The 25753-nt window shown below is 62.7% G+C and carries 29 protein-coding genes and 1 pseudogene; 11 read left to right on the plus strand and 19 right to left on the minus strand.

Annotation, left to right across the window (positions count from 1 at the left end; all coding sequences use genetic code 11):
* Nucleotides 1–102: 102 nt before the first annotated feature.
* On the plus strand, nucleotides 103–1296 hold the full coding sequence (locus tag KFO72_RS12740; RefSeq protein ID WP_062917508.1) for a M20 aminoacylase family protein: 1194 nt from the start codon (nucleotides 103–105) through the stop codon (nucleotides 1294–1296).
* A gap of 66 nt (nucleotides 1297–1362) precedes the next feature.
* Here the strand turns inward: KFO72_RS12740 and KFO72_RS12745 are convergent, their stop codons facing one another.
* Nucleotides 1363–2583 (minus strand): acetylornithine/succinyldiaminopimelate transaminase, encoded by a 1221-nt coding sequence (locus KFO72_RS12745; RefSeq protein ID WP_062917509.1) that lies wholly within the window; start codon nucleotides 2581–2583, stop codon nucleotides 1363–1365.
* A gap of 358 nt (nucleotides 2584–2941) precedes the next feature.
* Nucleotides 2942–3955: a cache domain-containing protein gene (locus KFO72_RS42085; RefSeq protein WP_060609629.1), complete on the minus strand. Its 1014-nt coding sequence runs from the start codon at nucleotides 3953–3955 to the stop codon at nucleotides 2942–2944.
* Nucleotides 3956–4326: 371 nt separating this feature from the next.
* Here KFO72_RS42085 and KFO72_RS12755 point away from each other — a divergent pair, with 371 nt between their 5' ends.
* Nucleotides 4327–4869, plus strand: coding sequence for an SDR family NAD(P)-dependent oxidoreductase (locus tag KFO72_RS12755; RefSeq protein ID WP_225032264.1), 543 nt, complete (start codon nucleotides 4327–4329; stop codon nucleotides 4867–4869).
* 442 nt (nucleotides 4870–5311) lie between these two features.
* Here the strand turns inward: KFO72_RS12755 and KFO72_RS12760 are convergent, their stop codons facing one another.
* A complete protein-coding gene (locus KFO72_RS12760; RefSeq protein WP_225032265.1) occupies nucleotides 5312–5959 on the minus strand; it encodes a TetR/AcrR family transcriptional regulator in 648 nt (215 codons plus the stop codon).
* A gap of 79 nt (nucleotides 5960–6038) precedes the next feature.
* On the opposite strand from KFO72_RS12760, the gene KFO72_RS12765 reads away from it, so the two are divergent.
* The 3 genes from KFO72_RS12765 to KFO72_RS12775 all read left to right on the plus strand — a co-directional run bounded on the left by KFO72_RS12765 (nucleotide 6039) and on the right by KFO72_RS12775 (nucleotide 8050).
* A complete protein-coding gene (locus tag KFO72_RS12765) occupies nucleotides 6039–6920 on the plus strand; it encodes an NmrA family NAD(P)-binding protein (RefSeq protein ID WP_225032266.1) in 882 nt (293 codons plus the stop codon).
* A gap of 152 nt (nucleotides 6921–7072) precedes the next feature.
* Nucleotides 7073–7552: a YybH family protein gene (locus tag KFO72_RS12770; RefSeq protein ID WP_225032267.1), complete on the plus strand. Its 480-nt coding sequence runs from the start codon at nucleotides 7073–7075 to the stop codon at nucleotides 7550–7552.
* 12 nt (nucleotides 7553–7564) lie between these two features.
* Nucleotides 7565–8050 (plus strand): YybH family protein, encoded by a 486-nt coding sequence (locus KFO72_RS12775; RefSeq protein WP_225032268.1) that lies wholly within the window; start codon nucleotides 7565–7567, stop codon nucleotides 8048–8050.
* Here the strand turns inward: KFO72_RS12775 and KFO72_RS12780 are convergent.
* Both KFO72_RS12780 and KFO72_RS12785 read right to left on the minus strand, forming a co-directional pair.
* A pseudogene (locus KFO72_RS12780) lies at nucleotides 8051–8215 on the minus strand (chromate transporter); the annotation flags it as partial.
* 122 nt (nucleotides 8216–8337) lie between these two features.
* Nucleotides 8338–8766, minus strand: a complete 429-nt coding sequence (locus KFO72_RS12785) for a DUF3293 domain-containing protein (protein ID WP_225032292.1) — start codon at nucleotides 8764–8766, stop codon at nucleotides 8338–8340.
* Nucleotides 8767–9103: 337 nt separating this feature from the next.
* Between KFO72_RS12785 and KFO72_RS12790 the strand changes: the two genes are divergently transcribed.
* Nucleotides 9104–10384 carry a DUF445 domain-containing protein gene (locus KFO72_RS12790; protein ID WP_225032269.1) on the plus strand — a complete coding sequence of 427 codons (1281 nt, stop codon included), beginning with the start codon at nucleotides 9104–9106 and terminating at the stop codon, nucleotides 10382–10384.
* A gap of 22 nt (nucleotides 10385–10406) precedes the next feature.
* Here the strand turns inward: KFO72_RS12790 and KFO72_RS12795 are convergent, their stop codons facing one another.
* The gene (locus tag KFO72_RS12795) at nucleotides 10407–10727 is read right to left on the minus strand and encodes a hypothetical protein (protein WP_054931422.1); all 321 of its coding nucleotides are present in this window, start codon (nucleotides 10725–10727) and stop codon (nucleotides 10407–10409) included.
* A gap of 100 nt (nucleotides 10728–10827) precedes the next feature.
* On the opposite strand from KFO72_RS12795, the gene KFO72_RS12800 reads away from it, so the two are divergent.
* Nucleotides 10828–11331, plus strand: a complete 504-nt coding sequence (locus tag KFO72_RS12800) for an MOSC domain-containing protein (RefSeq protein ID WP_225032270.1) — start codon at nucleotides 10828–10830, stop codon at nucleotides 11329–11331.
* Between the two features lie 65 nt (nucleotides 11332–11396).
* Here the strand turns inward: KFO72_RS12800 and msrB are convergent, their stop codons facing one another.
* A complete protein-coding gene (gene msrB / locus KFO72_RS12805; RefSeq protein ID WP_054931424.1) occupies nucleotides 11397–11849 on the minus strand; it encodes a peptide-methionine (R)-S-oxide reductase MsrB in 453 nt (150 codons plus the stop codon).
* A 302-nt stretch (nucleotides 11850–12151) separates the two neighbouring features.
* On the opposite strand from msrB, the gene KFO72_RS12810 reads away from it, so the two are divergent.
* Entirely contained in the window at nucleotides 12152–12835 is a 684-nt protein-coding gene (locus KFO72_RS12810) for a DNA-3-methyladenine glycosylase I (protein ID WP_225032271.1), read from the plus strand.
* Between the two features lie 24 nt (nucleotides 12836–12859).
* Here KFO72_RS12810 and KFO72_RS12815 read toward each other — a convergent pair whose 3' ends face one another.
* The 8 genes from KFO72_RS12815 to KFO72_RS12850 form a co-directional block, all read right to left on the minus strand.
* The gene (locus KFO72_RS12815; RefSeq protein WP_054931426.1) at nucleotides 12860–13300 is read right to left on the minus strand and encodes a zinc-finger-containing protein; all 441 of its coding nucleotides are present in this window, start codon (nucleotides 13298–13300) and stop codon (nucleotides 12860–12862) included.
* A 115-nt stretch (nucleotides 13301–13415) separates the two neighbouring features.
* Nucleotides 13416–14300 carry a hypothetical protein gene (locus KFO72_RS12820; protein WP_054931427.1) on the minus strand — a complete coding sequence of 295 codons (885 nt, stop codon included), beginning with the start codon at nucleotides 14298–14300 and terminating at the stop codon, nucleotides 13416–13418.
* A 285-nt stretch (nucleotides 14301–14585) separates the two neighbouring features.
* Nucleotides 14586–15821: a c-type cytochrome gene (locus tag KFO72_RS12825; RefSeq protein ID WP_225032272.1), complete on the minus strand. Its 1236-nt coding sequence runs from the start codon at nucleotides 15819–15821 to the stop codon at nucleotides 14586–14588.
* 19 nt (nucleotides 15822–15840) lie between these two features.
* Entirely contained in the window at nucleotides 15841–17565 is a 1725-nt protein-coding gene (locus KFO72_RS12830) for a methanol/ethanol family PQQ-dependent dehydrogenase (protein ID WP_054931429.1), read from the minus strand.
* Nucleotides 17566–18146: 581 nt separating this feature from the next.
* On the minus strand, nucleotides 18147–18338 hold the full coding sequence (locus KFO72_RS12835) for a hypothetical protein (RefSeq protein ID WP_062917518.1): 192 nt from the start codon (nucleotides 18336–18338) through the stop codon (nucleotides 18147–18149).
* 39 nt (nucleotides 18339–18377) lie between these two features.
* Nucleotides 18378–18659, minus strand: coding sequence for a pyrroloquinoline quinone biosynthesis peptide chaperone PqqD (gene pqqD, locus KFO72_RS12840; protein WP_054931431.1), 282 nt, complete (start codon nucleotides 18657–18659; stop codon nucleotides 18378–18380).
* 112 nt (nucleotides 18660–18771) lie between these two features.
* On the minus strand, nucleotides 18772–18846 hold the full coding sequence (pqqA, locus tag KFO72_RS12845) for a pyrroloquinoline quinone precursor peptide PqqA (RefSeq protein ID WP_006410019.1): 75 nt from the start codon (nucleotides 18844–18846) through the stop codon (nucleotides 18772–18774).
* Between the two features lie 181 nt (nucleotides 18847–19027).
* A complete protein-coding gene (locus KFO72_RS12850; RefSeq protein WP_225032273.1) occupies nucleotides 19028–21025 on the minus strand; it encodes a sigma-54-dependent Fis family transcriptional regulator in 1998 nt (665 codons plus the stop codon).
* Between the two features lie 179 nt (nucleotides 21026–21204).
* Here KFO72_RS12850 and KFO72_RS12855 point away from each other — a divergent pair, with 179 nt between their 5' ends.
* A complete protein-coding gene (locus tag KFO72_RS12855) occupies nucleotides 21205–22134 on the plus strand; it encodes an alpha/beta fold hydrolase (RefSeq protein WP_225032274.1) in 930 nt (309 codons plus the stop codon).
* 10 nt (nucleotides 22135–22144) lie between these two features.
* Here KFO72_RS12855 and KFO72_RS12860 read toward each other — a convergent pair whose 3' ends face one another.
* The 4 genes from KFO72_RS12860 to KFO72_RS12875 form a co-directional block, all read right to left on the minus strand.
* Nucleotides 22145–22420, minus strand: coding sequence for a hypothetical protein (locus KFO72_RS12860; RefSeq protein WP_225032275.1), 276 nt, complete (start codon nucleotides 22418–22420; stop codon nucleotides 22145–22147).
* A 97-nt stretch (nucleotides 22421–22517) separates the two neighbouring features.
* Nucleotides 22518–22808: a hypothetical protein gene (locus KFO72_RS12865; protein ID WP_225032276.1), complete on the minus strand. Its 291-nt coding sequence runs from the start codon at nucleotides 22806–22808 to the stop codon at nucleotides 22518–22520.
* Nucleotides 22809–22989: 181 nt separating this feature from the next.
* Complete coding sequence (locus KFO72_RS12870) at nucleotides 22990–23742, minus strand: glycine zipper 2TM domain-containing protein (RefSeq protein ID WP_225032277.1); 753 nt, start codon at nucleotides 23740–23742, stop codon at nucleotides 22990–22992.
* A gap of 118 nt (nucleotides 23743–23860) precedes the next feature.
* Nucleotides 23861–24205, minus strand: coding sequence for a cupin domain-containing protein (locus tag KFO72_RS12875; protein ID WP_054931435.1), 345 nt, complete (start codon nucleotides 24203–24205; stop codon nucleotides 23861–23863).
* A 202-nt stretch (nucleotides 24206–24407) separates the two neighbouring features.
* Here KFO72_RS12875 and KFO72_RS12880 point away from each other — a divergent pair, with 202 nt between their 5' ends.
* Both KFO72_RS12880 and KFO72_RS12885 read left to right on the plus strand, forming a co-directional pair.
* Complete coding sequence (locus tag KFO72_RS12880) at nucleotides 24408–25136, plus strand: transposase (RefSeq protein ID WP_225032278.1); 729 nt, start codon at nucleotides 24408–24410, stop codon at nucleotides 25134–25136.
* A 169-nt stretch (nucleotides 25137–25305) separates the two neighbouring features.
* Nucleotides 25306–25626, plus strand: coding sequence for a DUF4148 domain-containing protein (locus tag KFO72_RS12885; RefSeq protein ID WP_035995964.1), 321 nt, complete (start codon nucleotides 25306–25308; stop codon nucleotides 25624–25626).
* The last annotated feature ends 127 nt before the right edge of the window (nucleotides 25627–25753 follow it).

Raw genomic sequence — 25753 nt, forward strand, 5'->3', positions numbered from 1 at the left:
GACCGGCACCGCCTGCGCAAACGCAGCGGTGCAACGCGCGCTATGAGCTGTGCAATCTGACGCCGGCGTCGATTGCCAGCGAGAAACTCCTATCAAGTGACTATGAACGCTATTGCCGAAATCCAGGCATTCTCGGAGGAGATGACTGCCGTCCGTCGTGACATCCATGCGCACCCGGAACTGGGATACAACGTGAACCGGACGGCGGATCTCGTCGCCAGCAAGCTGGAAGAGTGGGGCTTGCCTGTTGTTCGCGGGGTTGGCAAAACGGGCCTCGTTGCGACGCTGAAGCGCGGGAACAGCACTCGCGCAATCGGACTTCGCGCGGACATGGACGCGCTGCCCATGCAGGAAGCCAACGAGTTCGCGCATCGCTCCACCGTGCAGGGCGCAATGCATGCATGCGGGCACGACGGTCACACGACCATGCTGCTTGGCGCCGCAAGATATCTCGCGAAGTCGGTCGATTTCGACGGCACCGTGCATTTCATTTTTCAGCCTGCCGAGGAAGAAGGCGCAGGCGCGCAGGCGATGATCGACGACGGTCTGTTCGAGCGCTTTCCTGTCGATGCCGTTTTCGGCGTGCACAACTGGCCGGGCATTCCGGAGGGACACTTCGGTGTGCGCCCTGGTGCGATCATGGCATCGACGAGTCTCTTCAGGATTACGGTGACGGGCGCGGGATGCCACGGCGCGATGCCACATCTTGGTGAAGACCCGGTGTTTGCGGTGGCGCAGATTGTCAGCGCATTGCAGAGCATCCTGACTCGCAACAAGAATCCTGTCGATGCGGCAGCCTTGTCGGTGACGCAGATTCACGCGGGTGAAGCGCAGAACGTTGTGCCGACCGACGCGTGGCTGGGCGGCACGGTGCGCACGTTTTCGGAAGAGACGCTTGACCTCATCGAGAGCCGCATGCGGGCCATCGTCGCGGCGATTGCGTCTGGTCTTGGCTGTCGCAGTGAGATCGAATTCAACCGGAACTACCCGCCGACCGTCAACGATCCTGAACAGACCGCGCTGGCAGTCGAAGTCATGCGTGAAGTCGTCGGTGATGAGGCCGTCGACGCGGCGATTCAACCCACGATGGCTGCCGAAGACTTCTCGTTCATGCTGCGTGCAAAGCCGGGTTGCTACGCGTTTATCGGTAATGGCGGCGGCGACCATCGCAGCGTGGGGCATGGAGCAGGGCCGTGCCTGTTACACAACGCGAGTTATGACTTCAACGACCGGTTGCTTCCCGTGGGGTCGACTTACTTCGTGCGACTCGTGGAGAGGTTTTTGAAACGCGCGTGAGCCAGTGCAATAGCAGGCGATAAGGGCTCTGAACGCAGAGCCTCGCCTCGCAAAGTCTGGTGCAAGTCACTCGGAACTGAACGAGTCGATTGCGCGCTCCAAACGTGCCAACCCTTCGTCAAGACATTCGTACGGAATGTTGAGCGCCGGCGCGAATCGCAAGACGTTCGGACCCGCATTCAGAATCATGACGCCGTGTTCGAGCGCGGCTGTCATGATGTCTTTCGAGCGTCCCTGATACGCGTCGCTCAACTCCGCGCCGATCAGTAATCCGGCGCCTCGAAGCTCGCGGAACACACCGGTGCGGGAATTGATCGAGCGCAGGCTCGCAAAGATGTGAGCGCTACGTTGGCACACGCCGTCGAGAACCTGTGGGGTGTTGATGAGTTCGACAACACGGTCCGCAACGGCGGTAGCCAAAGGATTTCCGCCATACGTCGAGCCGTGCGTTCCCACGGAGAAGTGCTTGCCGATCTCCGCGGTGGTGAGCACCGCGCCGATCGGGAAACCGTTGCCGAGGGCTTTGGCTGCCGTGAGGATATCCGGCGTCACGCCGGCGTCCATATACGCGAAGAGCGAGCCGGTGCGTCCAATGCCCGTCTGCACTTCATCGAAGATGAGAAGCGCGTTGTGCCTGGTGCAGGCATCGCGCAGGCATCGCAGGAAGTCGGGCGTTGCCGGAATGACGCCGCCTTCGCCCTGGACCGGCTCCACGATCACCGCGCAGGTCCGATCGTCAATTGCAACCAGCGCTGCGTCGATATCGTTAAATCGGATATGCGAGATGTCGCCGGGCAGCGGGCCGAATCCGTCCGAGTATTTCGGCTGGCCGCCGACGCTGACGGTAAATAGCGTGCGCCCGTGGAACGATTGCTCGAAGGAAATAATCCTGGTCTTCCTCGCCTCCGTTCCAAACCGGTCGATTGCCACGCGTCGGGCAAGCTTGAGCGCGGCCTCGTTTGCTTCTGCACCGGAATTCGCGAAGAAGGCGTTTTCCGCGAAAGTCGCCTCGGTCAGACGCAATGCAAGTTTGAGTGCGGGGATGTTCGTGAAGACGTTGCTCACATGCCATAGCTGTTCAGCCTGTCTGGTTAGCGTTTCGACCAGCGTCGGATGCGCATGACCGAGAGCGCAAACGGCGATGCCGCTCGTCAGGTCGACGTAGTCCCGGCCCTCTTCGTCCCAGACGAGCGAGCCTTGCGCGCGCACGGGTATCAACGGTGCAGGCGCATAGACGGGGGCCATGACAGTATCGAACGTGTTTCGTGATGGATGTGGTGTAGTCACTGGAGGGTTTCGCTGCAACTGATAAAGGAGTTGCGGAACAAGGGAGGCGTCGCAGGACCGGCGGCTACCTCGCAGTCCGACGGGTGTAGCAGGAGTGTGCCGCTACCCGGCCTGCTTGTGGCTAACTCAAAGTTGCAAACTTGTTCGAAAAATCCGAACGCAGTGTGGCGTCACGCCGTCTAACCTTATCGATAAGACTGGACGGTATTCCATACGGCGGGCGCAGCCGCACCCTCGAGGCCGAGCTTCGAGATATCGAACTGCCCTTGCTTGGATGTGACGATGGTCCTGCTCGATCACGCTGTTCAGAATTCGTTGTCGAGTAGCGATACGTCCAAGGCGACGTACGTCGACTTGTTCAACGGTCGTGTCCGGCGACGGCCTGTTGCTCGATCACGCCATACCAGCCCATTCCCTCATAGCTCTCGTAGCCGGGCGTCAATGCGTAGCCCACGAGCGCGCCGCCCGTGCTCTTGAACGTGCCCGTCGCATGTCGATCCTGCGGAAGCGCGAAGTGGCCGTCCTTGCGGCTGTCGCCGGACGAATCGGCCAGCACGCGCCCGTTTGCGTCGACGATCATGCACCGCGTGCGGCTTCGTTCATCGTCGGTAAGCCGCACGTTCCGGACGACCGTGCCCGCCTGCCGGGCCCAGTCGAAGAACACGGCGAGCACGCCCACCACCCGTCCGTCGGAGCGCCCGGCTTCGCGAATCGCTGTCGCATAGGTCGCGACTTCAGCGCCGGCAAGCTGTCCGGAGACGGCGACGTCTGCGGTCACATACTCCTCGCCGGAGCGCGTGGCCATCGCCGCCCGAAACCAGCCGGCATTCGCGGCATCGGACGAGCCGGCAACCTGGTAGGTGCCGGAACGGCCGTTCGCGAGGATGTTCCCGGCCGTGTCGAGCACCCAGATGTCGAGGTAGACGGTGTAGCTTGCAAGAATCACGGCGAGGCGCTGTGCCGCGTAACCGGCGCTTTCCGCCGAAGGCGTCGCGGCGCAGTCGACAACCGCCGCGTCGGTTGCCCACCACCGGACGTCGCACGAGCGCTCGTAGAGGTTGCGATCGATCACGTCGATCATGTTGAGCGCCAGATCGGCCAGTCGCTGTCCCCTTTGCCGCTCGAACTCGGTGACCATCCGTTGGCTGATGGCGGCCAATTCCTTGCCGAGTTCGCCCGTCAGCGCGCTGATCCGGCCCGACACATCCTTCACCTGCTTTGCGACGACCGCGAAGCCGCGGCCGGCTTCGCCGGCGCGGGCCGCCTCGATCAGCGCGTTGATCGCGAGGTAGGTGGCCTCGCGGTTGATGAGATCGATGTCTGCGATCTTGTCGCCCGAGATCCTGCGGACCGATTGCATCAGTTCAGCCATCCCGCCTCGTCTGGATTGCTGGATGGGTAGTTCAGCTGGTGCATTCACGCTTGCTCCTCCAGGCGCTGGACGTTGGCATACGGATGCCGGCAAAAGTGTGGAAACGCTGAATCTGTTATCGACATCATCGAACGAAACTTCAATAAAATCTGTGTTGTCTCCTTGTAACGCCAGCCATGCACCACTGCGGGGATGATGTACGTGGTGCGGCGCTCCATGCGGGAACATCGCTGCTTCGGAAACGGGCGCTCGCTCGATCCGACGATCGAATCCGCGCGCGTAGCACCTGCGCGAGTGCGGCGAGATTGATCGTATGCTGCCCCTTGTTTTCAGCGGTACCGCGGCCATACCAGCGGCCGATCGGATGCCTAATGAACGTCATGCATAGACGCGATGGCGAGTTCACCAGCGACATGCTGGGCGGTCTCGACATCCTCGTGAACAACGCCGCTATTGCCCGCTACAACACGATCGCCGACTTCAGTGTGGCGGACATCGACGCTCTGCTAGCGGTCAACGTCCGCGGCCCCATTCTGGCGACACAGGCAGCCATTCCTCACCTCGGATCCGGCGGACGTGTGATCACAATAGGCTCTGCCGGGGCTGATCGCATCGTGGGCATGCCCGGAACGGTCTACTACATGACCAAGTCAGCGCTGCAATCGTTTACGCGCGGGCTCGCTCAGGAGCTGGGTTCAAGGAACATCACAGCCAATCTGGTTCAACCGGGTTCGACTGATACCGAGATGAACCCGGCCAATGGTGAAAGCGCGGAGTTCCAACGCGGCCTTACGCCGCTGGGAAGGTTCGCTGCACCGGCAGACCTCGCCGCAGCCGTCACGTTCCTTGCAAGCCCGGCGGCACGGCATGTCACTGGCACAATACTGACGGTCGACGGCGGCTTGCTGACCTAGTTCAAGCCACGGTTCGACCTTCGAGACGAGGAGCAGCGTGAAGGTGATGCACGCTGCGCCGTTTTGCATCTGGACGCTAGCGCCATTGGCTCGGTATCCGCATGATAGTAAGGGGCATCCGGCTCTTCGAGTTCATTTCAGTGTTTGATGAAATCCGGCCGGCTCATCGGTTGTTCTCCTTTCGGGCGAGCATCGATGATTGCGGGTTAGGAGCGGATGTCAGCCGCAACTCGCGGCCAGTCTCGGCGGCGGCCACTTCCGCCGATGACCTGTCGTCGCGAGCGTGATGCCGTGATAACGGGCAGTTATTGCACGTGAATGGCTTCACTGCGTATCAATGATGGAGGGATGAGTGATTGCAGCGTTCATCAAGATCCACTCCAGGCATCGCGGTTTCATCGCAGGCTCGGCGATAGGCAGTCGCTGAGACTTAGCCGAATGACTAGTTCTCGCTGGACAGTTCTCCGTCCGAGCATTTCCGCATTTCCATTGTCGCGCGATCCGTGTCTGTCCGCGCTGGCCACGCGGACATGGCAATGTCGATGATGCTGCCAAGCGCTTCGCGCGATGCGCCCGCCTGTGGAAGATTCAAAACGGCCTGCAAGACGCCGAGATAGTACCAGGCAAAGGCGTCCACATCGGTCTCCGGTGCAACCTCGCCGTTCGCCACGCCTGCCCGCAGGAGATCCGCGAAGATCTCGCGCTGCCGCGCGACGCCAGCAAGTGTTGTCGTCCTTCCTGCCGCTGCAAGATCCAGCAGTTCGGCAGTGCTTCGCGACAACAGGCAGCCGGCCGGCCGTCGCGACGCTGCCGGCGTTGGCAAGAATTCCCTCAGTATGGCTGCCACGCTTCCCCGCGCTGAGTCCGCGCGGGCTGCGCTCATCCGCCGTAGCACGCGCTCGGTGTAGACGGCCAGCGCATCGCGGAACAGGCCGTCCTTGTCGCCGAACCGCTGGTACAGGCTGGAGCGCGACAGGCCGGTGGCTTCCGTGAGGTCATTGATGGACGCCGTCGCATAGCCGTGACGCCAGAAAACGTCGATTGCTGCAGCGATGACGGCGGCCTCGTCGTATTGGGGTTTCCCACTCATAAATCTTCCCGTTGACAAGCTGGAACGATTGTTCCATCATTCTTGGACTGATCGTTCCATCATACATCGAGGAGTCGACATGCTCAATCAGACAGCCCATTCATCGCGCCCTATGCGCATAGCCGTGGCAGGCGCGACCGGCCGCGTCGGCAATACGCTGATCGACCGATTGGGCACCGATCCCGTCGATGTCGTCGCTCTCACTCGACAAAGCACTACCGCGCAGTTTGCGCCGAACGTCACCGTCGCGACGGTGGACTTCGACCAACCTGCCACGCTCACCGGCGCACTTGCCGGGGTCGACAAGGTCTTCGTGGCGCACGGCACATCCGCCACGCAGGTGGAGAATGAAATAGCGCTCATTGATGCTGCCGTCGCTGCGGGGGTACGCCACATCGTCAAGCTGTCCGCCATGGGACCCGCAACGCATCTCAACCCATTCGCCTGGCACATGAAGATCGAAGCACATCTGGCTTGCCAGCCGGTGGCCTCGACCGCGCTCAGACCGACGACCTTCGCCGACGTGCTCAAGCGCGCCGGCGCGCCGGTTGCAGCGGGCAATTGGGCCGGTGCAGCGGGACATGGAGCCGTCAACTTCATCGATACGCGAGATGTTGCTGAAGCGGCGCGTATTGCTTTGCTCGAAGACGTTTCCGACGGTTCGCAGCGGGCGTATCACCTGAGCGGGCCGCAGAACTGGACGATGCAGCAGGTTGCTGAGGAGTTGTCCCGACTGCTCGGACGCCGTGTCGTCTACAACGACCGGTCGCCCACGGAGCATCGCGAGGCCTTGCTCGCGAGTGGCCAGCCGCCGCTGGTCGTTGACCTGCTTCTTGGCCTGGACAGGCTTTTTCGTGAATCTGCACTCGCGGAGACCACGACGACTTTCGAGAAATTGACGGGCAAACCTCCGCGTTCATTGTCGGAGTGGCTGCGCGAAAACATCACCCTCTTCCAGTGACACGTATCAGCCTTCACGCCGGAGTGCGCTCTGACGGTGAGAATGCGGCGGTTTGCAGTCGGGTTGCAACGGCTGGAGGTTTCCGTCGTCTTGCCGTTCTCCAGCGCAAATACGGCCTTACGAGACTAACCATGACTAATCGATCATTGAGTGTGCGGCGCAGCCTGCCGGTTCTTGTGTTGCTTTCCTTGCTGACGGGAACAGGCTTCGCGCAAGCAGCCGATGTTACGCCCGCCGATACTCAGACGATTCGCGCGCTGTTTCTACAGCAGACGGCCGCCGAGACAGCACATGATCTCGACGCGCTGAGCGGCATGTTCGCTTCTACCGCACCGGGACAGCCCGATCCCGTGTCGTTCGTGGCTCGCGCATATCGCTTTTGGGGCAGGAACGAGGTGCTCGAGCATTTCAGGCAGACCTTCGCCGGGACATGGCGGGTCGAGCCGGATCAGAGTGAGCTACGCATCATTCCGCTGAACCAAGATACGGTACAGGTGTACGCGCCAACCAGGGTGACCATCGGCGCGCCGGGGCAACCTGAGAAGACTGCGACGTTTCTGATCAACGAGTTTATGATCCGCAGCCCGTCCGGCTGGAAGGTTGCAGCGGTGATTCCCGTGCCGGCGCAATAAAGGGAGACGCACATGAGCATTCAAACCTTGCTGGCCTGCTGCGCCGCGGTCGCGGTGATGAGCGCCGCGCATGCTGAAGCGCCGCATCGCTTTACCGATGAAGACCGGCAAGCGGTCGAAGCAGTTTTCATCCGGCAGGCGGAGGCTGCGACCGCGCACGACATCGATGCGTTCGCCGGCGTACTCGCCTCGGCGCCGGCCGGCGAACCCGACCCGATCGTGCTCCTGGCCCGTTCGTATCAGTTCTGGGGCAAGCCGGCGCTGATCGAGCATTTCAAGGAAACCTTCAAGGGCGTGTGGAAGTTCGAGCCCGACGTCGCGAGGATCCGCGTTGTTCCGCTGAGTGCCGACGTCGCGCAACTGTACGCACCCACTCGGGTCACGGCTGGCACTTCGGAGGCCACGGCGAAAACCGCGTCGTTTCTCGTGTATGAAACAGCAGTGCGAACCGCCGACGGCTGGCGCATTGCGTCGATTGTGCCGGTGCCCGCGCAGTAGCAAGGGGCCCGGGACGGCCTGTGCGGCGCCGTAGCCTGTGAGAAAAACGTTCGACGAGCCCAGGCCGGACTCAACGGCTTGCTGCTGAAGAAGCGGTGGCACGACGTGACCGCCGCCGAAGACAAGCGCGCCCGAGCGATAGAACGCATTGAAGACCTCGGGTGCGTGGTCCACGTGGAGTCGCAAACGAAAACGCTCAAACCGTAACATCCGATACATACTCTGTTGCATTCAATACAGCAAAACCCCGCTCGGCCGACAGTCAGGCATCAAAACCCGAAATAGCGCTAACGCAAAAGCACCAACTTCGGCACCGCATCGCTTCCAGCCCAAACGATCGCATTCTGCCCAAACCGCGCGCCGAGCTCCTTAGCCTCCTCAACCGACACCCCCAGCACCAGAAAACTGGCTTCACCCGCCCAATCATTCGAAGGGTGCTGGCCGACGCCCTCGATGAACGTCAACCCACGCTGCGTCAGTTCGACAGCGAGTATCTTCTGCCTTTCAGCGTTCGCGGCATCGTCGAGCGGTTCGCTGAATGGATTGCACGCCGTCACGAACGCGCTGGCCTCCACGCCGTTCGAACGGTGAATCGCAGCGAGCGTCGCATTGCCTTCGCCGATCTTCAGCAAGGTCGGCGAGAAACCGTGAACCTGATAGTGCGTTTCCAGATAAGCCTGGATCGTCGCGCGAGGAATCTGCGATTCGGAAAACAAAAACCCTCCGGCTGCGGAGAGGGTCGACGGGTCACCCGCGGCGGGCAGGTTGGCAGGGCCGTCGACCCAATTCAAGATGAACGAGTAGTACATGGTGGCCAATTCAGCGTCAAGACGGCAGACTCCGCTTCTGCACACCCGCATACGACAACCGGTTGCTCGCTGAAAACCGCACCCGTATCGTTCGCTTGAACTGGACATGGCGCGATTCACGGTACGACTGACCGCATGCGAGCCAAAAGCATCGCAGGAACACGCCGTGCATCCCGAACGCGAATCGAACGAATCGAACGAATCGAACGAGCCGAACCGCTCCAACCCGACACGAACCTGCTCAATGAACAAGGAACTCGAACTCAAACGCGCCAAGCGTCGCGCGACGCTCCTGCTGCTGATCGCCACCGGCATCTTCATCGCAACGGCCTTCATGCACCGCAGCCTGTGGATCGACGGGATCAAGGCCGTTGCGGAAGCTGCGATGGTTGGCGCGCTCGCCGACTGGTTCGCTGTCGTCGCGCTGTTTCGCCGCGTGCCGATTCCAGGCGTCGCCGCGCACACCGCGATCATTCCGCAGAACAAGGACAAGATCGCCGACAATCTCGCGCTGTTCGTGCGCGAGAAGTTTCTCGACGATACGTCGATAGTCGGCCTGATCCGCAAGCACGATCCCGCGCAAAGCATCACGAACTGGCTGTGCGTCGAAGAGAATACACAGCGGCTGGGCGGCTATGTGGTCAAGCTGACGGGCGGCATCCTCGAATTGCTCGACGACGCGCGTATTCAGGCCTTCATCAAGGATGCGCTTGACGCAATGCTCGACAAGATCGACCTGTCGAAAGCGACGGGCGCGATCCTCGACACGTTGACGCACGACGGCCGTCACCAGCAACTGCTCGACGAAGGGATCGAGCATCTGATGGCGTTGCTGCGCGAACCGGGCGTCCGCGAATTCATTGCCGAGCAGATTGTCGACTGGCTCAAGCGCGAATATCCGACGCTGCAGAAACTGATGCCGTCCGAATGGCTTGGCGAGAGCGGCGCGAACGTCGTCGCGGACGCCGTGAACAACATGCTGTTGCGCGTGAGCGAGGATCGCGATCACAAGCTGCGCCACAAGTTCGACGAAGCGGTCGCGCGTCTCGTCGTCAAGCTGAAGTCCGATCCCGCATTTCTGCAGAAGGGAGAAGAGATCAAACGCTACGTGAAGGAAAGTGAGAATCTCGCGCTATACGTGAAAGATCTGTGGAGCCAGTTGCGCGACTGGTTGCGGCGCGATCTCGAGCGCGACGATTCCGTGCTGCACGCGAAGGTGGCCGCCATGGGGCAGTGGGTCGGACGCGAACTGGCGCGGGACGAATCGCTGCGCCGCTCGTTGAACGCTCATATGGAAGAAGCGGCGCGCGCGATGGCGCCGGATTTTGCAGGCTATCTGACGCGCCACATCAGCGACACGGTCAAGAACTGGGATTCGCGCGACATGTCGCGGCAGATCGAGTTGAACATCGGCAAAGACCTGCAATACATCCGCATCAACGGAACGTTGGTCGGCGGATGCATCGGGCTGCTGCTTTATGCAAGCTCGCAGATTTTCGCGCTCGTGCGCGTTCACCTCTGGTAGCGCGGCGCGAGCGCAGACACACTTATTGCGTAGCCGCCGGTTTTTTTTGCTGGGCGCATTCCTGCGTGAAAAGCATGCTCGCCTGGTCCGGCGTCATGGCTTCGCCGCTGTAAATCCTGTCGATGACGGCCGTGATCGCCTGACGGTCTGAAGCATCCTTGTAATACGTCTGCGCCTGCGTCAACGCCTGCTGCTTCGTTTTCTTGTGACGGCGCCAGGAGGCGACCTGGCCCGCGATATCGCCGATCGCGAAACACTGGTCGGCGACCGTCTGCGCGAAAGTCGGCGTCGACGGTTGCGCGAGGCAGACGGCGAGCGCCGCCGCGGCTACTGCTCGTTTCATTTCCGGTTCCTGTTGTCAGATGGGCGATAGTATAAAGACGGGCGCCGCTGCCACCCAGCCCAGGCGCTCAATCCACCGCAAACCCAACTGCAGGACGTCTATGCCGCTCAACCCCTCGTCGCCGCTCGCGCGCTTGATCAACGGTCCGATCCATCCCGGCAAGGTGGTCTGGATAGGCTTGCGGCCGCGGCGAAAAGTCGCGATGTCGGCGGTCGAGACGGCGCAGATCGACGTGGACGCGGGACTTGTCGGCGATCACTACGCGAGCCGCGCAGGCGCACGCCAGGTGACGCTGATTCAGGCTGAAAGCCTGCGCAGTATCGCCAGTCATCTGGGACGCAGCGACGTTGCCGCGATCGACGTGCGGCGCAACATCGTGACGCAAGGCATCAATCTGATGGCGTTGAAAGACCGGCAATTTCGCATCGGCGATGCCGTGCTGCAAACGACGGGCGAATGCCACCCGTGTTCGCGTATGGAAGAAGTGCTGGGCGTGGGCGGCTACAACGCAGTGCGTGGCTTCGGCGGCATTACGGCGCGCGTCGTGAAAGGCGGCACGATCGGGCTCGGCGACGTGATCGAAGCGCTGCCCGCCGTGAGCTAGCGCGTCCGATCTCGCCAGATGCGACGTGCTAAGGCGCAATACGCCAATGCACGTCGCGCATCGGCCTATTTCTTCGCGACTTCGAAGAGGTTCCGGTATTGCCCGTAACCTTCTTCTTCCAGCCGCGACACGGGAATGAAGCGCAGCGACGCCGAATTGATGCAATACCGCAGCCCGCCTGTTTCGCGCGGCCCGTCGGGAAACACGTGACCGAGATGACTGTCGCCATGTTTCGAGCGCACTTCGGTTCGGATCATGCCGTGGCTCATGTCGCGCAGTTCGACGACATGCTCGTCTTCGAGGGGCTTGGTGAAGCTCGGCCAGCCGCAGCCGCTGTCGAACTTGTCCATCGACGTGAAAAGCGGCTCGCCGGAAACGACGTCGACATACAAGCCGGCATCCTTACTGTCCCAGAACTCGTTGTAGAAAGGGCGTTCCGTCCCGCTTTCCTGCGTCACGCGACGCTGTTCGGCGGTGAGTCGGGCGACTGCTTCCGGTGTTTTTTCGTACGCGGGCATGTGTGAATCTCTCCTTGATAGGCGCGGCCAGCGCTGACGCTTGCCACACGAGTCTGACGGCCCGTTTCCAGCGTTGCCGGCGACGGGCACTCCTATATATGGGCACTGTGGATACGCACAAGCATACGCAAATGTCCCGCAGCTTGCATGGCGGGCGCCAGGTGGGCCACGGGTGCGTGCGCTGCGATTGATGTATTTGCTGAATGATTCGCCGACGCTTGCGAATGAGCGGCGAGCAAGACGACAATAGGCGCGCTTCAGGAACCATGCCGCCGACTCTACGCCCCATATGGGGACCGACGATGAAGAAAACAACTTCCCCCCCGAAGCCCGCCGCAAAAAAGGCGCACGCCGCTGCAAGGAAAGCGGCGCGTCCGAAAAAGCCGCAACCGCTCGACGCGGTCATTGGCGCCGATGGTCTCGCGCGTCCGCCCTGGGCATCCGTCGATCCGCTGCTCAAGCATTACTACGATACCGAATGGGGCATGCCGGTGCGCGATGAGCGGGGCCTGTTCGAACGGTTGAGCCTGGAGGCGTTTCAGTCGGGACTGTCGTGGGCGACCATCCTGCGCAAGCGCGATGCGTTCCGCGAAGCATTCGCCAACTTCGATCCCGACGTGGTCGCACGGTTCGGCGAAAAGGACATCGAACGCCTGATGAACGATGAGCGCATCGTACGCAACCGGGCAAAGATCCTCGCGACGATCACCAACGCTGCCGCGACGGTCCGCTTGCGCGATGCGGGCGGTCTCGCCGCGCTGATCTGGTCGTTCCAGCCGCACGCGACACCCGCGCCGCGAACGATCGCCGAGATTCCGACCACCTCGGCCGAATCCCTCGCGTTGAGCAAGGCGTTGCGCAAGCGCGGCTTCGTATTCGTCGGACCGACGACCATGCATGCGCTGATGGAAGCGACGGGCATCGTGGACACGCATCTCGTCGATAGTCATCGACGTGGCACGTCGGGCGTCTGGCCGCGCGAGTGATCGACGCGCCGATTGCGGCGGGGCTCAGCTAGCGCGCCGCGCAGCCATGAACGCCTCGACATAGCGCAGCGCCTGTTCGCACTGATCGGGCGAAAGCGTGTGAATCGAATTGGGCAGCGGATCGAAACCCAGCTCGGTCGAAATCCAGCGAATCGCTTTCGCGCGCGCTTCGAACGCATTGACGCCGTCGCGCCGCACCTTGCCGGCGACGAGCGGTTCGAGCGCGTCGTGCAAGCGGCTTTTGGCGTCGCGCAATGCGGCGTCGGCGAGGCGTCCGAGCGGCACATGCCGCGTGCTGCGCGCATGGATGCCGATCCACGCCTGACATGGCGTGCAGACCCAGACGGGACCGTGATCGTCGCGATACGGATAGCTTTCCTCGCCCGCGCGCGCGAGCACGGCTTTCGCGCCGCAGTAATCACACAGCGGCTGCGGCAGCGCCTTGACGGGTTTGCCTACGCGCATCGCTGCGCCTCGGACGGTTTCACTGGCTTCATACAGCGCTCGACGGTTGGTGGCATTCGCAAAGATACCAAATGGCCGCTTTCCGCACGAGAGGCAACGCGTGCTTCGAGTGTCGCTACGGCGCGGGGACACCGCCAGGCGCCGACGATGCCGGCGGCGGAAACGCCGTCGCCGGTGTGCCGAGGCGTCCCGGCGGCGACGTGTCTTGCCGCTTGCGCGGCGCCATCGTCCGAAGCAGCACGACATCGCGCTCCGGTTCGGGCATCGCGATGATCGCGTGCAAGGTCACGCGCGTCGTCCAGCACACGTCGGACGGTGTCGCGAGCGTCGGGTTGGACGCATAGAACGCGAAGCGCTCGATATTCACCTGATCGCCGTGCAACTCGGCGATCAGTGTCCGCGTGAGTTGACGCTCCGCCGCCGCATACTGTTGCGGCGTCGGCGCAGGCAAGGGCGCATTCGAAGCGTCGTTGATCAGCACCTTGAAAAGCAGGCTGAAATACTGATCGACGTCCGTATCCGGCATGTCGCGCAGCGAGACGCGGTTCATCACCGCGCGCATATCGTCGAGGCCGAAGCAGTTGACGGGAACCAGCTCGTCGAGGAACTTGGTCAACAGCTTCACGTACTGAAGACGATCCGAGGGCGTGAGGTGCGCAAGCCCGTTCGACATGAATTCCTCGCGCGTTCTGGAGTCGAGGAAGATCTGCCCGACGTGCCGTGCGCCGCCGCGAGCATCCGACGCGATGACGGGGTCATGCTGGATCTTCTCCACCCACGCGAGGATGATGCGCGCCTTGTTCGAAGCGGGATCGATGCCGTGGCTGCGCAACAGCTGATCGAGGTCGCGGTGTCCGGGTTCTGCGAGGCCCGCAGTCGCGGCCGCGCCTGGCGCGACAAGCGGCGGCGCGGAATCCGGGTCGTGACGGATCGCCGCGCTGACCAGCGTCGCGGCCGTCAACCCAGCGATGGGTGCGAGGAGAAAAGCTGACCGTCTCATCGGGATGACAGGGTTGCGAATCGATGGCGCCTGTCGTGATGACGGAAAACGGGAAACGACTATTCTTGCTACGTGGCGCCGACTCAATATGATGTTAGGACATCCCTGCGTGCCCTGAGGCAAATAGTCGGCGTGTCTGCCGCCAACATGCGCATCGTCGACGCAACAGACGCGATGTTAAGAAGCGGTTGCGTAATGCTCGTGGCGACGCGCGGACGAGATGCGTGACGACGAAGATCGTCACGCCTCAGGCCCACGCGTTAGGATCAGGCAATCACCACAGCCTCACTTTCCGGCTCCGGCATTGAGCGGCGTCGCCAGCGCGCGCGCATTGTCGGCCGTCATTTTTGCACCGCTGGCCCGATAACCGTTCGAATAGAGCAGGAACGCCATGATGTCCGCGTAATCCTGATCCTTCATCTTGCCGGGCTTGTCAGCGGGCATGTTGGTCGACATGTAGGTGAACACGCCGCCAATCGTCAGATGCGAATTCGACGCCGGTGCGAACGCCGGCCCTTGCAGCGCGGGCGCCGTCACGCCCTGCAACTGCGCGCCGTGGCATTTCGCGCACGCCGCCGAATAGAGCATCTTGCCGTGTGTCGCTTGCGCCTGGTCGAACGCGGGTGTTGCGCCCGCCGCGTCGGCGGCGATCTTGACGAACCGGCCCGCGCTGTCCGCATTCGCCGACGTCAGCAGCGCGCGTTGCGCGGACGCACGCGACGCAGACGGACCGTCGCGAAAGCGCGCCTCGTCGTCGAGCGCGGTGGCGTCGAGCGCGTGCGCGGGCAACGTCCAGTCGTGCGTCAAGCCGGCAAGCTGTCCATTGCCCGACATCCTGTCGAGCGCCGCATCGATCCGCTCGCGCAGCGCCGCCGTGCGCGGCCCGAATGCGAACACCAGTTGCCAGTCCGCATAGGGCGAGCGGGCGGCGGCGACCGTGAAGCGCCGTTGCGGATGCGCAAGCCGGTACGCGACGACAGCCGGATACCATACGATCGCGCGTTGGGCTTGTCCTTTCGCCACGGCTTCGACGGTCAATGCCGACGTGTTCTCCAGATCGAGCGTGACGCTCGGCTGTTGCACGGCGATCAGTTGCGCGGGACTCGCATACGTCGCCGCGACCGTGTTCTTCGCCGCGCCTTGCGGATTGGCGTCGGGCGCTTCGATGCTGACATAGCCCGCGCGCAGGTAGCCGTGCGAGAACTGCAGCTTGCTGCTCGAAGCATCGGCCACATCCGAGCGAGGAAAGCCTGCGATCACGTCACAGCCGCGAGCAAGCGTCTTGTCGAGTTCGCGAAGCGAGACACCGTCGTCGTCGCCTTCGCCGATGCCGTGCCTGACGAGCGTCGCCGCGATGCCAGCCTGCGCAAAGGCATTGCGCGCCACGGCTTCGTCCAGCGCCGCCGACGGACTGCCGGGAAACGTGCAAACCTTCACAGCCGCCATCGAGTGAATCGACGTGAGGGCGATACAGGCAGCGAGCACGCTCGCTGCCGGAATACGATTGAGAGAACGGTTCATGTCTGGGCTTCCGGAAAGATCACGAGTGGTTGAGCGCGAACACGTACAGCGTTCCGCCGCGCGGCACCTTGTCGGCGGCCTTGGCCATCGGGCCGCCCCAGATCGGATTGGCGCCGCCGTAGCCCGCCAGCACCGCGACATACTCCTTGCCGTCGATCTCGAACACGGACGGCTGCGCGATGATGCCGCTCGCGAGCTTCGGGCTTTGCCACAGCACCTTGCCGTTCGTGACGTCGAACGCGTAGAGGTGTCCGTCGAGCGAGCCGCTGAACGCGAGGCCGCTTGCCGTGGTGGCCACGCCGCCGTTCCAGGGCAGCTTGCTCCAGTGGCTCCAGAGCTTCTTGCCCGTATTCACGTCGATGGCCTGCAACTCGCCGTATCCCTTGCTGCCAGGCTCGGGCTTGATCTCGAAGCCTTCGCCGAGGTACGGCAAGCCCTCCATGTACGTCACCGACTTGCCGGACAGCGACATGCACGCATGCAGCGCCGGAATGATCGCGATGTGCTTGTCGGCGTCGTAGGAAACCGACCACCAGTTCTTGCCGCCGAGGAAGCTCGGGCAGGTTTCGATCGTCGTGCCCGCTTTCGGATACTTCGACTCGTCCTGCACAGGTTTGCCGTCGGCGGTGTAGCCCGTGACCGAGGTCGCCTTCACGAACGGGCGCGCGTAGATCAGCTTGCCGTTGCTGCGGTCTATCGCATGGAAGAAGCCGTTGCGGTCGGCATGGATGATCGCGTCATAGTCCTTGCCTTCGTATTTGATGTCGGCGAGCACGGGGGTGTTGACGCCGTCGTAGTCCCACGTGTCATGACGCGTGTACTGGTAGTGCCATTTGAGGTTGCCCGTTTTCGGATCGAGCGCGAGCAGCGAGTCCGAATAGAGGTTGTCGCCCGGGCGAAGATCCGCGAGCCACGGCCCCGGATTGCCGACGCCCCAATAGAGCGTCTTGCTGGCGGGATCGAACGTGCCCGTCAGCCACGCGGGCGCGCCGCCATGCTCCTGTGTGCCGTCTGGCCACGTGTTGCCGCCCGGCTCCTTCGCGCCGGGCACGGTGTAGCGCTTCCATTGCACGTTGCCGTTGTCGGGATCGAGCGCCGCGATGAACCCGCGCGCGCCGTACTCGCCGCCCGAACTCCCCACCACGACCGAGCCGTCGAGCGCCAGCGGCGCGAGCGAGAATGCATAGCCGGTGGCCGGCTCGAACATCTGCTTCTTCCAGACCAGCGCGCCGCTTTGCGCATCGAGCGCGACTACTTCGCCGTTCAGCATCGCGACGTACACGTTCTTGCCGTATAGCGCGACGCCCCGGTTCACGACATCGCAACACGCGTTCTTGAACGCTTCCGCGCCGAGCTTCGGTTCGTATTTCCACAACTGCTTGCCGGTGGCGGCATCGAATGCATAGACGTTGTCCTTGGGCGTCGTCACGAACAGGTAGCGGCCGTTGATGATGGGCGTCGCTTCGAAGCCTTGCTGAAGCTCCGCAGGAAACTTGTAGGCCCACGTCTGCTTCAGGTTCTTCACGTTCGACGTGTCGATCTGCTTGAGCGGCGAATGCGCCTGGCCGTTATAGGTGCGGTAGTACGTGAGCCAGCCGGGATCGCTTTGCGCCGACGTGAGCCGCTCGTAGGTCACGGCGGGATAGTCGTCCGCGGCTGCTGTTGCGGGCCTCATACTGATTGCCGCCACGATGCCCGTGACGAGCATCGCGAGCCGTGTGGCCGAAGCCGTACTTGTCTTCATCGTTGTCTCCTATCCAACATCGTTGTGGGTGAGTTATCGTGCGACGCCTGTCAGCAAAGCATTGTTGGCTTGCGTGGCGGCTGCGAGGTCGTAAAGGCAAGTCGCATGCCATTGGTTGGCTATCCTTGAGAATTGGCGTGTGGTGTATCGATACGGGTGCGCGTCTGGTTATCGCGCATCGGGAAGCGGCACGCGGTGTGTTGCATCGTGGAGCAGCGGACAGTTCACCTGTTGCCGTATGTGACAGCACACGTGCGCCGTATGCCCGCTGCTCGCGACGAATGCCGCTTGCCTGATGGCATGCTTCTCGCGCACTGCATGTGCGACGATGAGCGGAGTTGAGGTATCGGGCCGCTGCGTCGTATCGTCAAACAGCGGGTGCCATGTCATGAACAGTTTGCGGGCAATGGTCGAGCGATGGCTGGCGCACATGCCGCCGTCCACAGTCAGCTTTGCCAGATTCGGATGCGACAGCAGCGGGCGGCGCCGTCATGTGCGTGTCTACGTGCATCGTCCTGAAGGCGATGTCGCGATTCATTTCTTTCGACATCGCGACGGCATGTGGCGTGTGTTTCCGCCTGCTAGCGCGCCGATTGTGATGGGGTATCCGCGGATGTCCCGTTCCAGGCCGACGACGTAAAGCGATAGTTGTCGGCGGCAAGCCGCCATTCCGTGTGCGACTTGTGCAGGATCAGTATCCAGATGACGGCCGACAGCAACGCCAGCACGCCGAGCGAACCACCGACGATCAGAAACATCATCAGGTCGGACATGAGGCTGCCCTCGGGTTCATCCGTGGTTGCGCGCGCATGTCAATCGAGCCAGCCGCGTTGCCGCGCATGATCGATGAACTGATACACATCCGTCGCCAGACCGGAGGCATTGAAGAGCGCTTCGAGCTCGCCGATGATTCCATCGAGATCGCGCGTGCCGTCGCAGCGCGAGAGAATTTCGCCCGCACTCGGATTGAGTTTCACGAGGCCTTCGGGATACAGCAGGACATATGCGTCCTGGACCGGCTCCCATTGCAGTCGGAAAACTTCACGGAGCCTTGGGCGCTCGCTCGCACCGGTGTTCGCAGGCATCGGCATCATGGCGTCGGGTCTTGTTCAATGGCGTCGGGCGCCGGTCACAAAGCGGGCTGAAGCGTTCGCGAAGGTAGGCGAAGCGCCGCGCGCGATGCGCGGCGGGCGCTTCGGCGCGACATCAGCGGTTGGCGATATACATCGTGATCTCAAAGCCGAAACGCAGATCCGTGTAGGCGGGCGTAGTCCATTGCATGGCTGTCTCCTGGATGGGTTTGACGAAGAACCGTGGTTGAACCGCGGTCGGGGCTGTTGAACGCAAGCTCCATGCCGAAGGGCATTCGCGCGATGTGCGAGAAATTCTCAGTGAACACGCTGTCCATATTCGGAGCACAGGTGTTGCAAAAATCAACAGCCTGCAACAGCGGACGACCGTGCTAGTTCTCGCTCGCGCCGCTGTTTGGCGGATCGGCGGCGCACAGGGACGGCATCTTGCGATACACCGTGTTGCGCGAAATGCCGAGCGCGCGCGCCGCCGCCGAGACGTTGCCGTTATGCCGCGCGACAGCCGCGGCTATCGCGCAGGCCTGCACGTCCTGCATGCGGGCGTCGTGCAGCGGCAACGGATAGTCTGCCGCACGCGCCGCCAGTGCCGAACTGCTGCGCAGATCGTCGAAGAAATCGTCGGGCAGATGTTCGCGGCGGATTTGCCCGTCGTCCTCGACCATCGCGGCTGCCGTGCGCAGCAGATTGCCGAGCTGGCGGAAATTGCCCGGCCATGCGCATTGCTCGAACAGCGTCTTCACGTCGTCCGCGACGCTGAGCGGCGCGCCTGGGATTTCATCGGACGCCACCGATTGCAGCATCCGCTCGATGACGATGGCGAGATCGGTGCGTTCGCGCAATGGCGGCAGTCTGACGACGAGACCGTTCAAACGGTAGTACAGGTCCTCGCGGAACCGGTTCTGCACGATCATTTCGCGCAGATTGCGGTGCGTCGCGCAGATGATCGCGATGTCGACGGGAATCGACTTGCTGGAGCCGAGCGGATCGACGACGCGTTCCTGCAGCACGCGCAGCAAACGCACTTGCAACGGATACGGCATGTCGCCGATCTCGTCGAGAAACAGCGTGCCGCCGTTGGCCTGCAGCAGCTTGCCGACCGCGCCTTTGCGCCGCGCGCCCGTGAATGCGCCGTCCTCGTAGCCGAACAGCTCCGACTCGATCAGGTTTTCGGGTATCGACGCGCAATTGACGGCGACGAACGGGCCCGCGCGGCGCGGTGAATCGTTATGGATGGCCTGGGCGAGCAGTTCCTTGCCGGTGCCCGTTTCGCCCGTGATCAGGATGGGAATGTCCTTGCCCAGCACCTTGCGCACCTTCGCGACGACGGCGCGAACCTGCGGATCGCCCGTGTCGAGCGAGTCGAGCCGCGACGGCGCGTTGGCGGGCGAGGCGGCTTTGGTCTGCGGCGCGCGCGCAGCGGCGGGCCGCGCGCTGGCGGCAGCGTCGGCGGGCCATGTGGTCTCGCTGCCGAGCGTCGGGCGGCGAAACTCGACGTTCGCGCACACAACCGTGCCATTGTTCAGATCGAGCGTGATGTGATGACCGTGGCTCGCGCGCAGGCGGTCGATCAACTCCGGCGTGGTGAGCCCGAACAGCGACGACAGCGTGTGCGCGCGCATCGCCGCGAGCGGCAGCCCGACCTGGAACTGCGCGCTGCGATTCGCGGACAGAAAGCGCCCGTCGCACGTGAAGGCCATGATGCCTTCCATCAGCGTGCCGAGAAACTCGGGGCGGCCATGAAACGCGATTTGCAGCGTGTTGCGGAAGGTGTTCGCGAACAGATGGTTTTCGATCATCTGCACAGACATCTTCGCGAGTGCCATGGTGTGCTGATGGTAGCTGCGATGGTCGCCCGTCACGTCGAGCACGCCGACCAGATCGCCGTACGGATCGAGGATCGGCACGCTGGAACAGGTCAGGAAGCGGTTAGCGGCGAGATAGTGCTGATCGCCGTGCACGACGGTGGCCGTGCGCTCGGCGATGGCCGTGCCGATCGCATTCGTGCCTTGCCGTTCCTCGGCCCAGTTGGCGCCCGCCTTGAGCGCGACCTTCTCGGCGCGCTGCAGAAAATCGTCGTCGCCGATCGAATGCAGAATCAGCCCTTGCGCATCAGTGAGCACGATCATGCTTTGCGTGTTCGCGATCTGCTCGCGCAGCGTTTCCATTACTGGCGTGGCGTGTGCGCACAGCACGAGATTCTGTTCGAGCTTCATGCGCAATTCGCCGTGCGTCAGCACGTCGTAGTCGGGACGCATCGCCGCATTCAGCCCGAACGTTTCCGACCGCTCGTGCGCTTTCTGGATCGACGGGGTGAGCCAGCCGCTTTCCCGGCTGGTCAGCGATCCGGTGGTCTTCGCATCGTCGCGCATTGTCTCCTCCTGTATCGTGCCTGTCGTCGTGCGGGCATCGCGGGAGTGAAAAGCAAGACGCGCGCCATTATTGACGCTGTTAGCCGGACGAAAGGATCGGTTGCTGGCGAGGCGGTGAGCGGGAATCGGGCATGCGAAGATTCATCCTTCAGAACACGCGTTCGGCGCCGGGAACGCACATGAGTTCACACGACACGATGCATCGAACGATCAATCGCGATGGTCACGCGATCGCCTATACCGTGCACGGCGAGCCACACGGTGCGCCGGTCGTCGTGCTGCACGGCGGACCGGGAAGCGGCAGTCAGCCTGGCGTGTTGCGTCTGTTCGACCTCACGCGTTTTCGCGTCGTGATGGCGGACCAGCGAGGCACAGGTGCATCGACGCCGCGTGGCAGCCTTCGCCATAACGACACGCGGCATCTGATCCGCGATCTCGAAGCGATACGCGCGCAATTGGGCATCGCGCGCTGGGGCGTCGTCGGCGGGTCGTGGGGCGCGGCGCTTGCGCTGGCATACGCGGGAACATATCCCGCGTCCGTTAGCGGCGTCGTGTTGCGCGGGCTGTTTCTCACGTCGGAACGTGAAGTGCGTCGCCTGTTCGTGAGGTCGCGGTTTCGTGCCCCGCGTGCGTGGCAAGCGTTGATGCGAGCAGCGTGCTGCGAGCGCGCGCCTGCGCTGCCATCGGCCTGCATACGGTCGATGCGATCGCAATCGCGCGGGTGTGCCGATGCCGTCGCTGCCGCATGGCGCACATATGAAAACGCGGTGTTAATGCACAAGACTGCGGCTCACAAGCGAACTTCCTCGAAGCACGATGATGCGACCACAGCGAAGTACCGCATTCAAGCCTACTACCTCGCCCACGGTTGCTGGCTCGGCGAACGTCGGCTGATCGCGCTCGCCAGGCAGGCGGTCGCATCGGGTGTCGCGGTGCACGCGGTGCATGGATCTCGCGATCCCGTTTGTCCACCCGATAATCTGCGCCGCCTGATGCGCGCTGTGCCTGCCGTACATGGCAGGTTGGTCGACGCGGGTCATCTGGCATCGGACCCGCGTCTCGCGGAAGCTCTCGTTGCGGCGATCCGCAACACGTTCGGCGCGTGTTGAAGCGATCGCGCTAGCTGTCCTGATCGGCGAACAGATCGTCAAAAAGATCCGGCGCGGGAACACGTTCCGGCTCCATGGACGGCAGCGTGCCATCGCGGACCTGCGCGAGTACGGCGGGCGGCAGCCACGTCTCTTCCATCGCGGCGATGCCGCTCTCGATCATCTGCTGCAGAAAAAACGACTGCCGGCGTCCCGTGACTTCGGCCAGTAGCCTCAGTCTCCGTTCGATCGCCGGGTCCACTCGTACCGCAACCACTTGTAGCCTTTTATCGGCGGTTTTTTTCACCGCATGCTCCTGTCGACATAACTTTGCGCCGTGCTTCTACCACGGCGCCTGGTCGCATGGCAATGCTTTATTGGAAATAGCGGTGAATCAGCGTGCCTTAATCGTCGTCATCGTCGTGATGATGATGCCAGCCGCGATGGTGGCCGTGATCGTGCCACCTGCGGTCGTCGCGATAGCCGTATCCGTATCCGTAGCCGTCGCCGTAATAGACGGGCGCCGGCGCGTAGACGGCGGGCGGCGGCGGTGCGTAGACAACGGCAGGCGCCGGCTCGACATAGATGGGCGCCGGCACGCCGAACGTGACGCCGACATCGACGTGAGCGAATGCAGCCGTGGACGCGCATGCGCCGAAGAGTCCGGCCGCGCAGATGAGTGTCAGGTGTTTCAACGTGGTGCTCCGTTCGGGGCGTCTGCAGATGGATGCCATTCGATGGCGAGTGAACGGCATTGTAGAAATGCAGTCGTTCTCATGTTGCTTCCGCCCTGTTGCGTGTGTAACGCCAGGTAACGGGCGCCGGACAACCGGCGCACGTCACCGCCCGCCATTTGCGGGCGGTGTCACGCAACCATCAAGAAGCCGTGAGCGAGTCGCCCGACACATGCACGCGTTGTCCAACCTGCACTTGCGGCTGCGTCGGGTAAGTGAAGTTGCGATAGCTGCCGTCCTGCATGCGGACCTGCACCTGGTAGCTCGTCTGCTTGCGCACGGCGTGTTCGATGCCGTTGCCCGCGACGCCGCCGCCGACAGCGCCCGCCACGGTGGCGAGAATACGCCCGCGCCCGCCGCCGAACTGATTGCCGATCAATCCGCCCGCAACGGCGCCGCCGACCGCGCCGAGACCCGTCGTCGGCTCGGACGATTGCACAGCGTTGATAGCCACGACTTCGCCCGCGTACGGATCTGCCGCGACTTGCCTTGTCCCTGCCGATTGCGCAGACGCTTGCGAGTAGTCGCCATTCGCATATTGCGGAGCCGGTGCGACGCGCGGCTTGTGCGTGTGATGAACAGGCTTGGGCGCGGCAGTCTCCGCTTGCTGCGTGGCCGGCTGCACGGCGGGTTGCGCGGCGGGTTGCACGGCATTCGTTTGCTGCACCGCGCCCGTCTGCTGGACAGCGGCGAGCGGCATGCTTGCCGCTTGCGCCGCGTTGGTCGCGACCTGCTCGTTGGCCGGGGGTGTTGCGTGGGACACGGGCAGAATGCCCGTCATCGCTGCAACACCGGTGACGCTAGCGAGAATCACGGACACAGCCGCGCCCGCGATCAAGGGATGAATACGGCTGCGTTGCGCAATGCTGTTGCTGTTTGTGACGTCGGCGCTCATCGTGGGCTCCACGGTTGGTGTGTGCCTGCAATAACGCCGCTCGAACGGGCGCGGTGCACGTAACGCCGCAACGGCTTTGTAAGCATTTGTAGCGAGTGTTTCGACACGCCATGCACGCTCAGCAAAAGCGCTGCGCGAGATCGTAGATCAACAGAAACACGCAACCCGTATCGCTTCTGAAGCGATCTTCGACCGTTCCTGCTTCGGCGATGCCCACCCATCCCGGCAACAGACGCTGGCCGTTCTGAATGGCCTCGCCTTCGAGCATGTAGACAAACTCCGGTCCCGTATGCAGGTGCATCGGGAACACCGTTCCCGCATCGAAGCGGACGAGCTGCATCGCGCGCCCGTTGGCTTTGCCGAGATTCTTGATCTGTACGCCGCTGGCACATGCCGACGGTGTCCAGGGCAGCGCTTGCGCATCGACGGATGAGAAGCGCGGCGCGGTTGGTTGCTGGTTCATCTCATCTCCCGTTCGCTTTGCGTTAGGGATTTCCTGACGCGAGATTCAGCGGGCGCGACGTCGAACCCGTTGCCAATCCTGACTGCATCAAACATTGCGGCGTGGGTCAATGTCAACGCGCGTGCGTGTGTCGCTTGCCGATAGCACACATCGGACTTTCGCTTGGGCTGGACGGGACGCGCAGACAGGTCTGGAGAAGGCAATGCATTTCGAGGAGCTTTCCAACGAAGAGTGGTCGCTGGTCGCACCGATTCTCAGCGCGCAGCCGCATGCAGGCGTCCTCAAGCGTGGGCGTCCGCGCATCAGGACGCGCGTCGTCGCCAATGCGGTGCTATGGGTGTTGACCACGGGGCAATCGTGGTCGAAGCTGCCCGCGCACTATCCGTCGCAACCAACTTGCCGCTGCCGTTTCGAAGAGTGGCGGCTCAAAGGCAAGATCGCCGAGATGATCCGCGTCCTGAGCAAGGTGGGACGCAGTTTTTCGTACGTGCCCGACGCGCCATGCGTGATCAAAAAGACCGTGCCGAAACGCGACGATGGCCAGATGGAAGAGCGCGGCATACCGCGCGTGATCTGGAAAAGCCAGGCGTCGTGGCAGGCATCGCCGGCACGACAGGAATCCGCGCACGAGTTGCGTCCCGACAACCCGGGCCGCGCATTCTGGATGGGACTCGCTGCGAAGGGCGCGCGCGTGGCCGACGAGAGAGGCTATGTCGTCTACATAGCGGCCGATCCAGCGCCAGACGCGATGTTTCGCGGCTGGGCCGAGATCACGCGGGACGGCAGGCGCGTCGCGCGCTCCGGGCTGGTGGGCCCGAAGTTCGACATGCCCGACGAGGCGATGCAATGCGCGCTGACGTGGGCGCGACGCTGGATCGAGTTGCACGGCCTGAGCTTCGAACTCGAACTGCTGCATCGAGCAGCCGATTGACGTGATCCCGATTGCATCGCGCACCAGTTTCGGGCGGTTTATAACGTTTCCTGAAACTGTGAGTTGGTTGATCAGATGTTTATCTGCAGAGCCGATACTCCTACACTGTTTTCAACGCGACGAACAAAACAGTTCGAAGCATCCGAAAACGAATCTGGAGGTAATGATCATGAAATCGCTCATCAAGGCTCTTGCAGTTGCTGCTGTCCTCGCTGTTCCGGTCGTGTCATTCGCGCAATCCAGCCAGCCCGTGACCCGTGCCCAAGTCCGCGCCGAGCTGGTGCAACTGGAAAAAGCGGGTTATGTCCCGTCGAATAGCAGCGACACGCAATACCCGGCCAACATTCAGGCCGCAGAAGCAAAGGTCGACGCTGCCAACGGCGTGCAAAACAGCGGTGTCGGCGGCGTTGCAGATGGTTCGTCGCAAGGTGGCCAACGTGCGTCGTTCTCCCCGAGCGCTTACTCGGTGCCTGTGTTCGAACACCACTAATACGCAAAGCGCTGGCGCGATAGCCAGCGCAACTGCTTGACTGAGTCCGCCGCGACATGCGCCGTCATATGACGGACCGCCTGTCGCGGTTTGTCTTTTGACTGGTGTTTCGACGTCGTTGACCGGC

This window comes from Paraburkholderia sp. XV (assembly GCF_020177535.1).
GTDB lineage: Bacteria > Pseudomonadota > Gammaproteobacteria > Burkholderiales > Burkholderiaceae > Paraburkholderia > Paraburkholderia caribensis.

Excerpts from the sequence above, each read along its gene's own strand:
- KFO72_RS12740 (WP_062917508.1), top strand. The coding sequence starts at position 103 with ATGAACGCTATTGCCGAAATCCAGGCATTCTCGGAGGAGATGACTGCC.
- KFO72_RS12795 (WP_054931422.1), bottom strand. The coding sequence starts at position 10,727 with ATGAAACGAGCAGTAGCCGCGGCGGCGCTCGCCGTCTGCCTCGCGCAA.
- KFO72_RS12830 (WP_054931429.1), bottom strand. The coding sequence starts at position 17,565 with ATGAAGACAAGTACGGCTTCGGCCACACGGCTCGCGATGCTCGTCACG.
- KFO72_RS12850 (WP_225032273.1), bottom strand. The coding sequence starts at position 21,025 with ATGCGCGACGATGCGAAGACCACCGGATCGCTGACCAGCCGGGAAAGC.
- KFO72_RS12880 (WP_225032278.1), top strand. The coding sequence starts at position 24,408 with ATGCATTTCGAGGAGCTTTCCAACGAAGAGTGGTCGCTGGTCGCACCG.
- KFO72_RS12885 (WP_035995964.1), top strand. The coding sequence starts at position 25,306 with ATGAAATCGCTCATCAAGGCTCTTGCAGTTGCTGCTGTCCTCGCTGTT.
- KFO72_RS12775 (WP_225032268.1), top strand. The coding sequence starts at position 7,565 with ATGAGCATTCAAACCTTGCTGGCCTGCTGCGCCGCGGTCGCGGTGATG.
- KFO72_RS12820 (WP_054931427.1), bottom strand. The coding sequence starts at position 14,300 with ATGAGACGGTCAGCTTTTCTCCTCGCACCCATCGCTGGGTTGACGGCC.
- KFO72_RS12765 (WP_225032266.1), top strand. The coding sequence starts at position 6,039 with ATGCTCAATCAGACAGCCCATTCATCGCGCCCTATGCGCATAGCCGTG.
- KFO72_RS42085 (WP_060609629.1), bottom strand. The coding sequence starts at position 3,955 with ATGGCTGAACTGATGCAATCGGTCCGCAGGATCTCGGGCGACAAGATC.
- pqqD (WP_054931431.1), bottom strand. The coding sequence starts at position 18,659 with ATGATGCCGATGCCTGCGAACACCGGTGCGAGCGAGCGCCCAAGGCTC.
- KFO72_RS12800 (WP_225032270.1), top strand. The coding sequence starts at position 10,828 with ATGCCGCTCAACCCCTCGTCGCCGCTCGCGCGCTTGATCAACGGTCCG.
- KFO72_RS12835 (WP_062917518.1), bottom strand. The coding sequence starts at position 18,338 with ATGTCCGACCTGATGATGTTTCTGATCGTCGGTGGTTCGCTCGGCGTG.
- KFO72_RS12790 (WP_225032269.1), top strand. The coding sequence starts at position 9,104 with ATGAACAAGGAACTCGAACTCAAACGCGCCAAGCGTCGCGCGACGCTC.
- KFO72_RS12815 (WP_054931426.1), bottom strand. The coding sequence starts at position 13,300 with ATGCGCGTAGGCAAACCCGTCAAGGCGCTGCCGCAGCCGCTGTGTGAT.
- KFO72_RS12755 (WP_225032264.1), top strand. The coding sequence starts at position 4,327 with ATGAACGTCATGCATAGACGCGATGGCGAGTTCACCAGCGACATGCTG.
- KFO72_RS12870 (WP_225032277.1), bottom strand. The coding sequence starts at position 23,742 with ATGAGCGCCGACGTCACAAACAGCAACAGCATTGCGCAACGCAGCCGT.
- KFO72_RS12875 (WP_054931435.1), bottom strand. The coding sequence starts at position 24,205 with ATGAACCAGCAACCAACCGCGCCGCGCTTCTCATCCGTCGATGCGCAA.
- KFO72_RS12810 (WP_225032271.1), top strand. The coding sequence starts at position 12,152 with ATGAAGAAAACAACTTCCCCCCCGAAGCCCGCCGCAAAAAAGGCGCAC.
- KFO72_RS12855 (WP_225032274.1), top strand. The coding sequence starts at position 21,205 with ATGAGTTCACACGACACGATGCATCGAACGATCAATCGCGATGGTCAC.
- KFO72_RS12760 (WP_225032265.1), bottom strand. The coding sequence starts at position 5,959 with ATGAGTGGGAAACCCCAATACGACGAGGCCGCCGTCATCGCTGCAGCA.
- msrB (WP_054931424.1), bottom strand. The coding sequence starts at position 11,849 with ATGCCCGCGTACGAAAAAACACCGGAAGCAGTCGCCCGACTCACCGCC.
- KFO72_RS12825 (WP_225032272.1), bottom strand. The coding sequence starts at position 15,821 with ATGAACCGTTCTCTCAATCGTATTCCGGCAGCGAGCGTGCTCGCTGCC.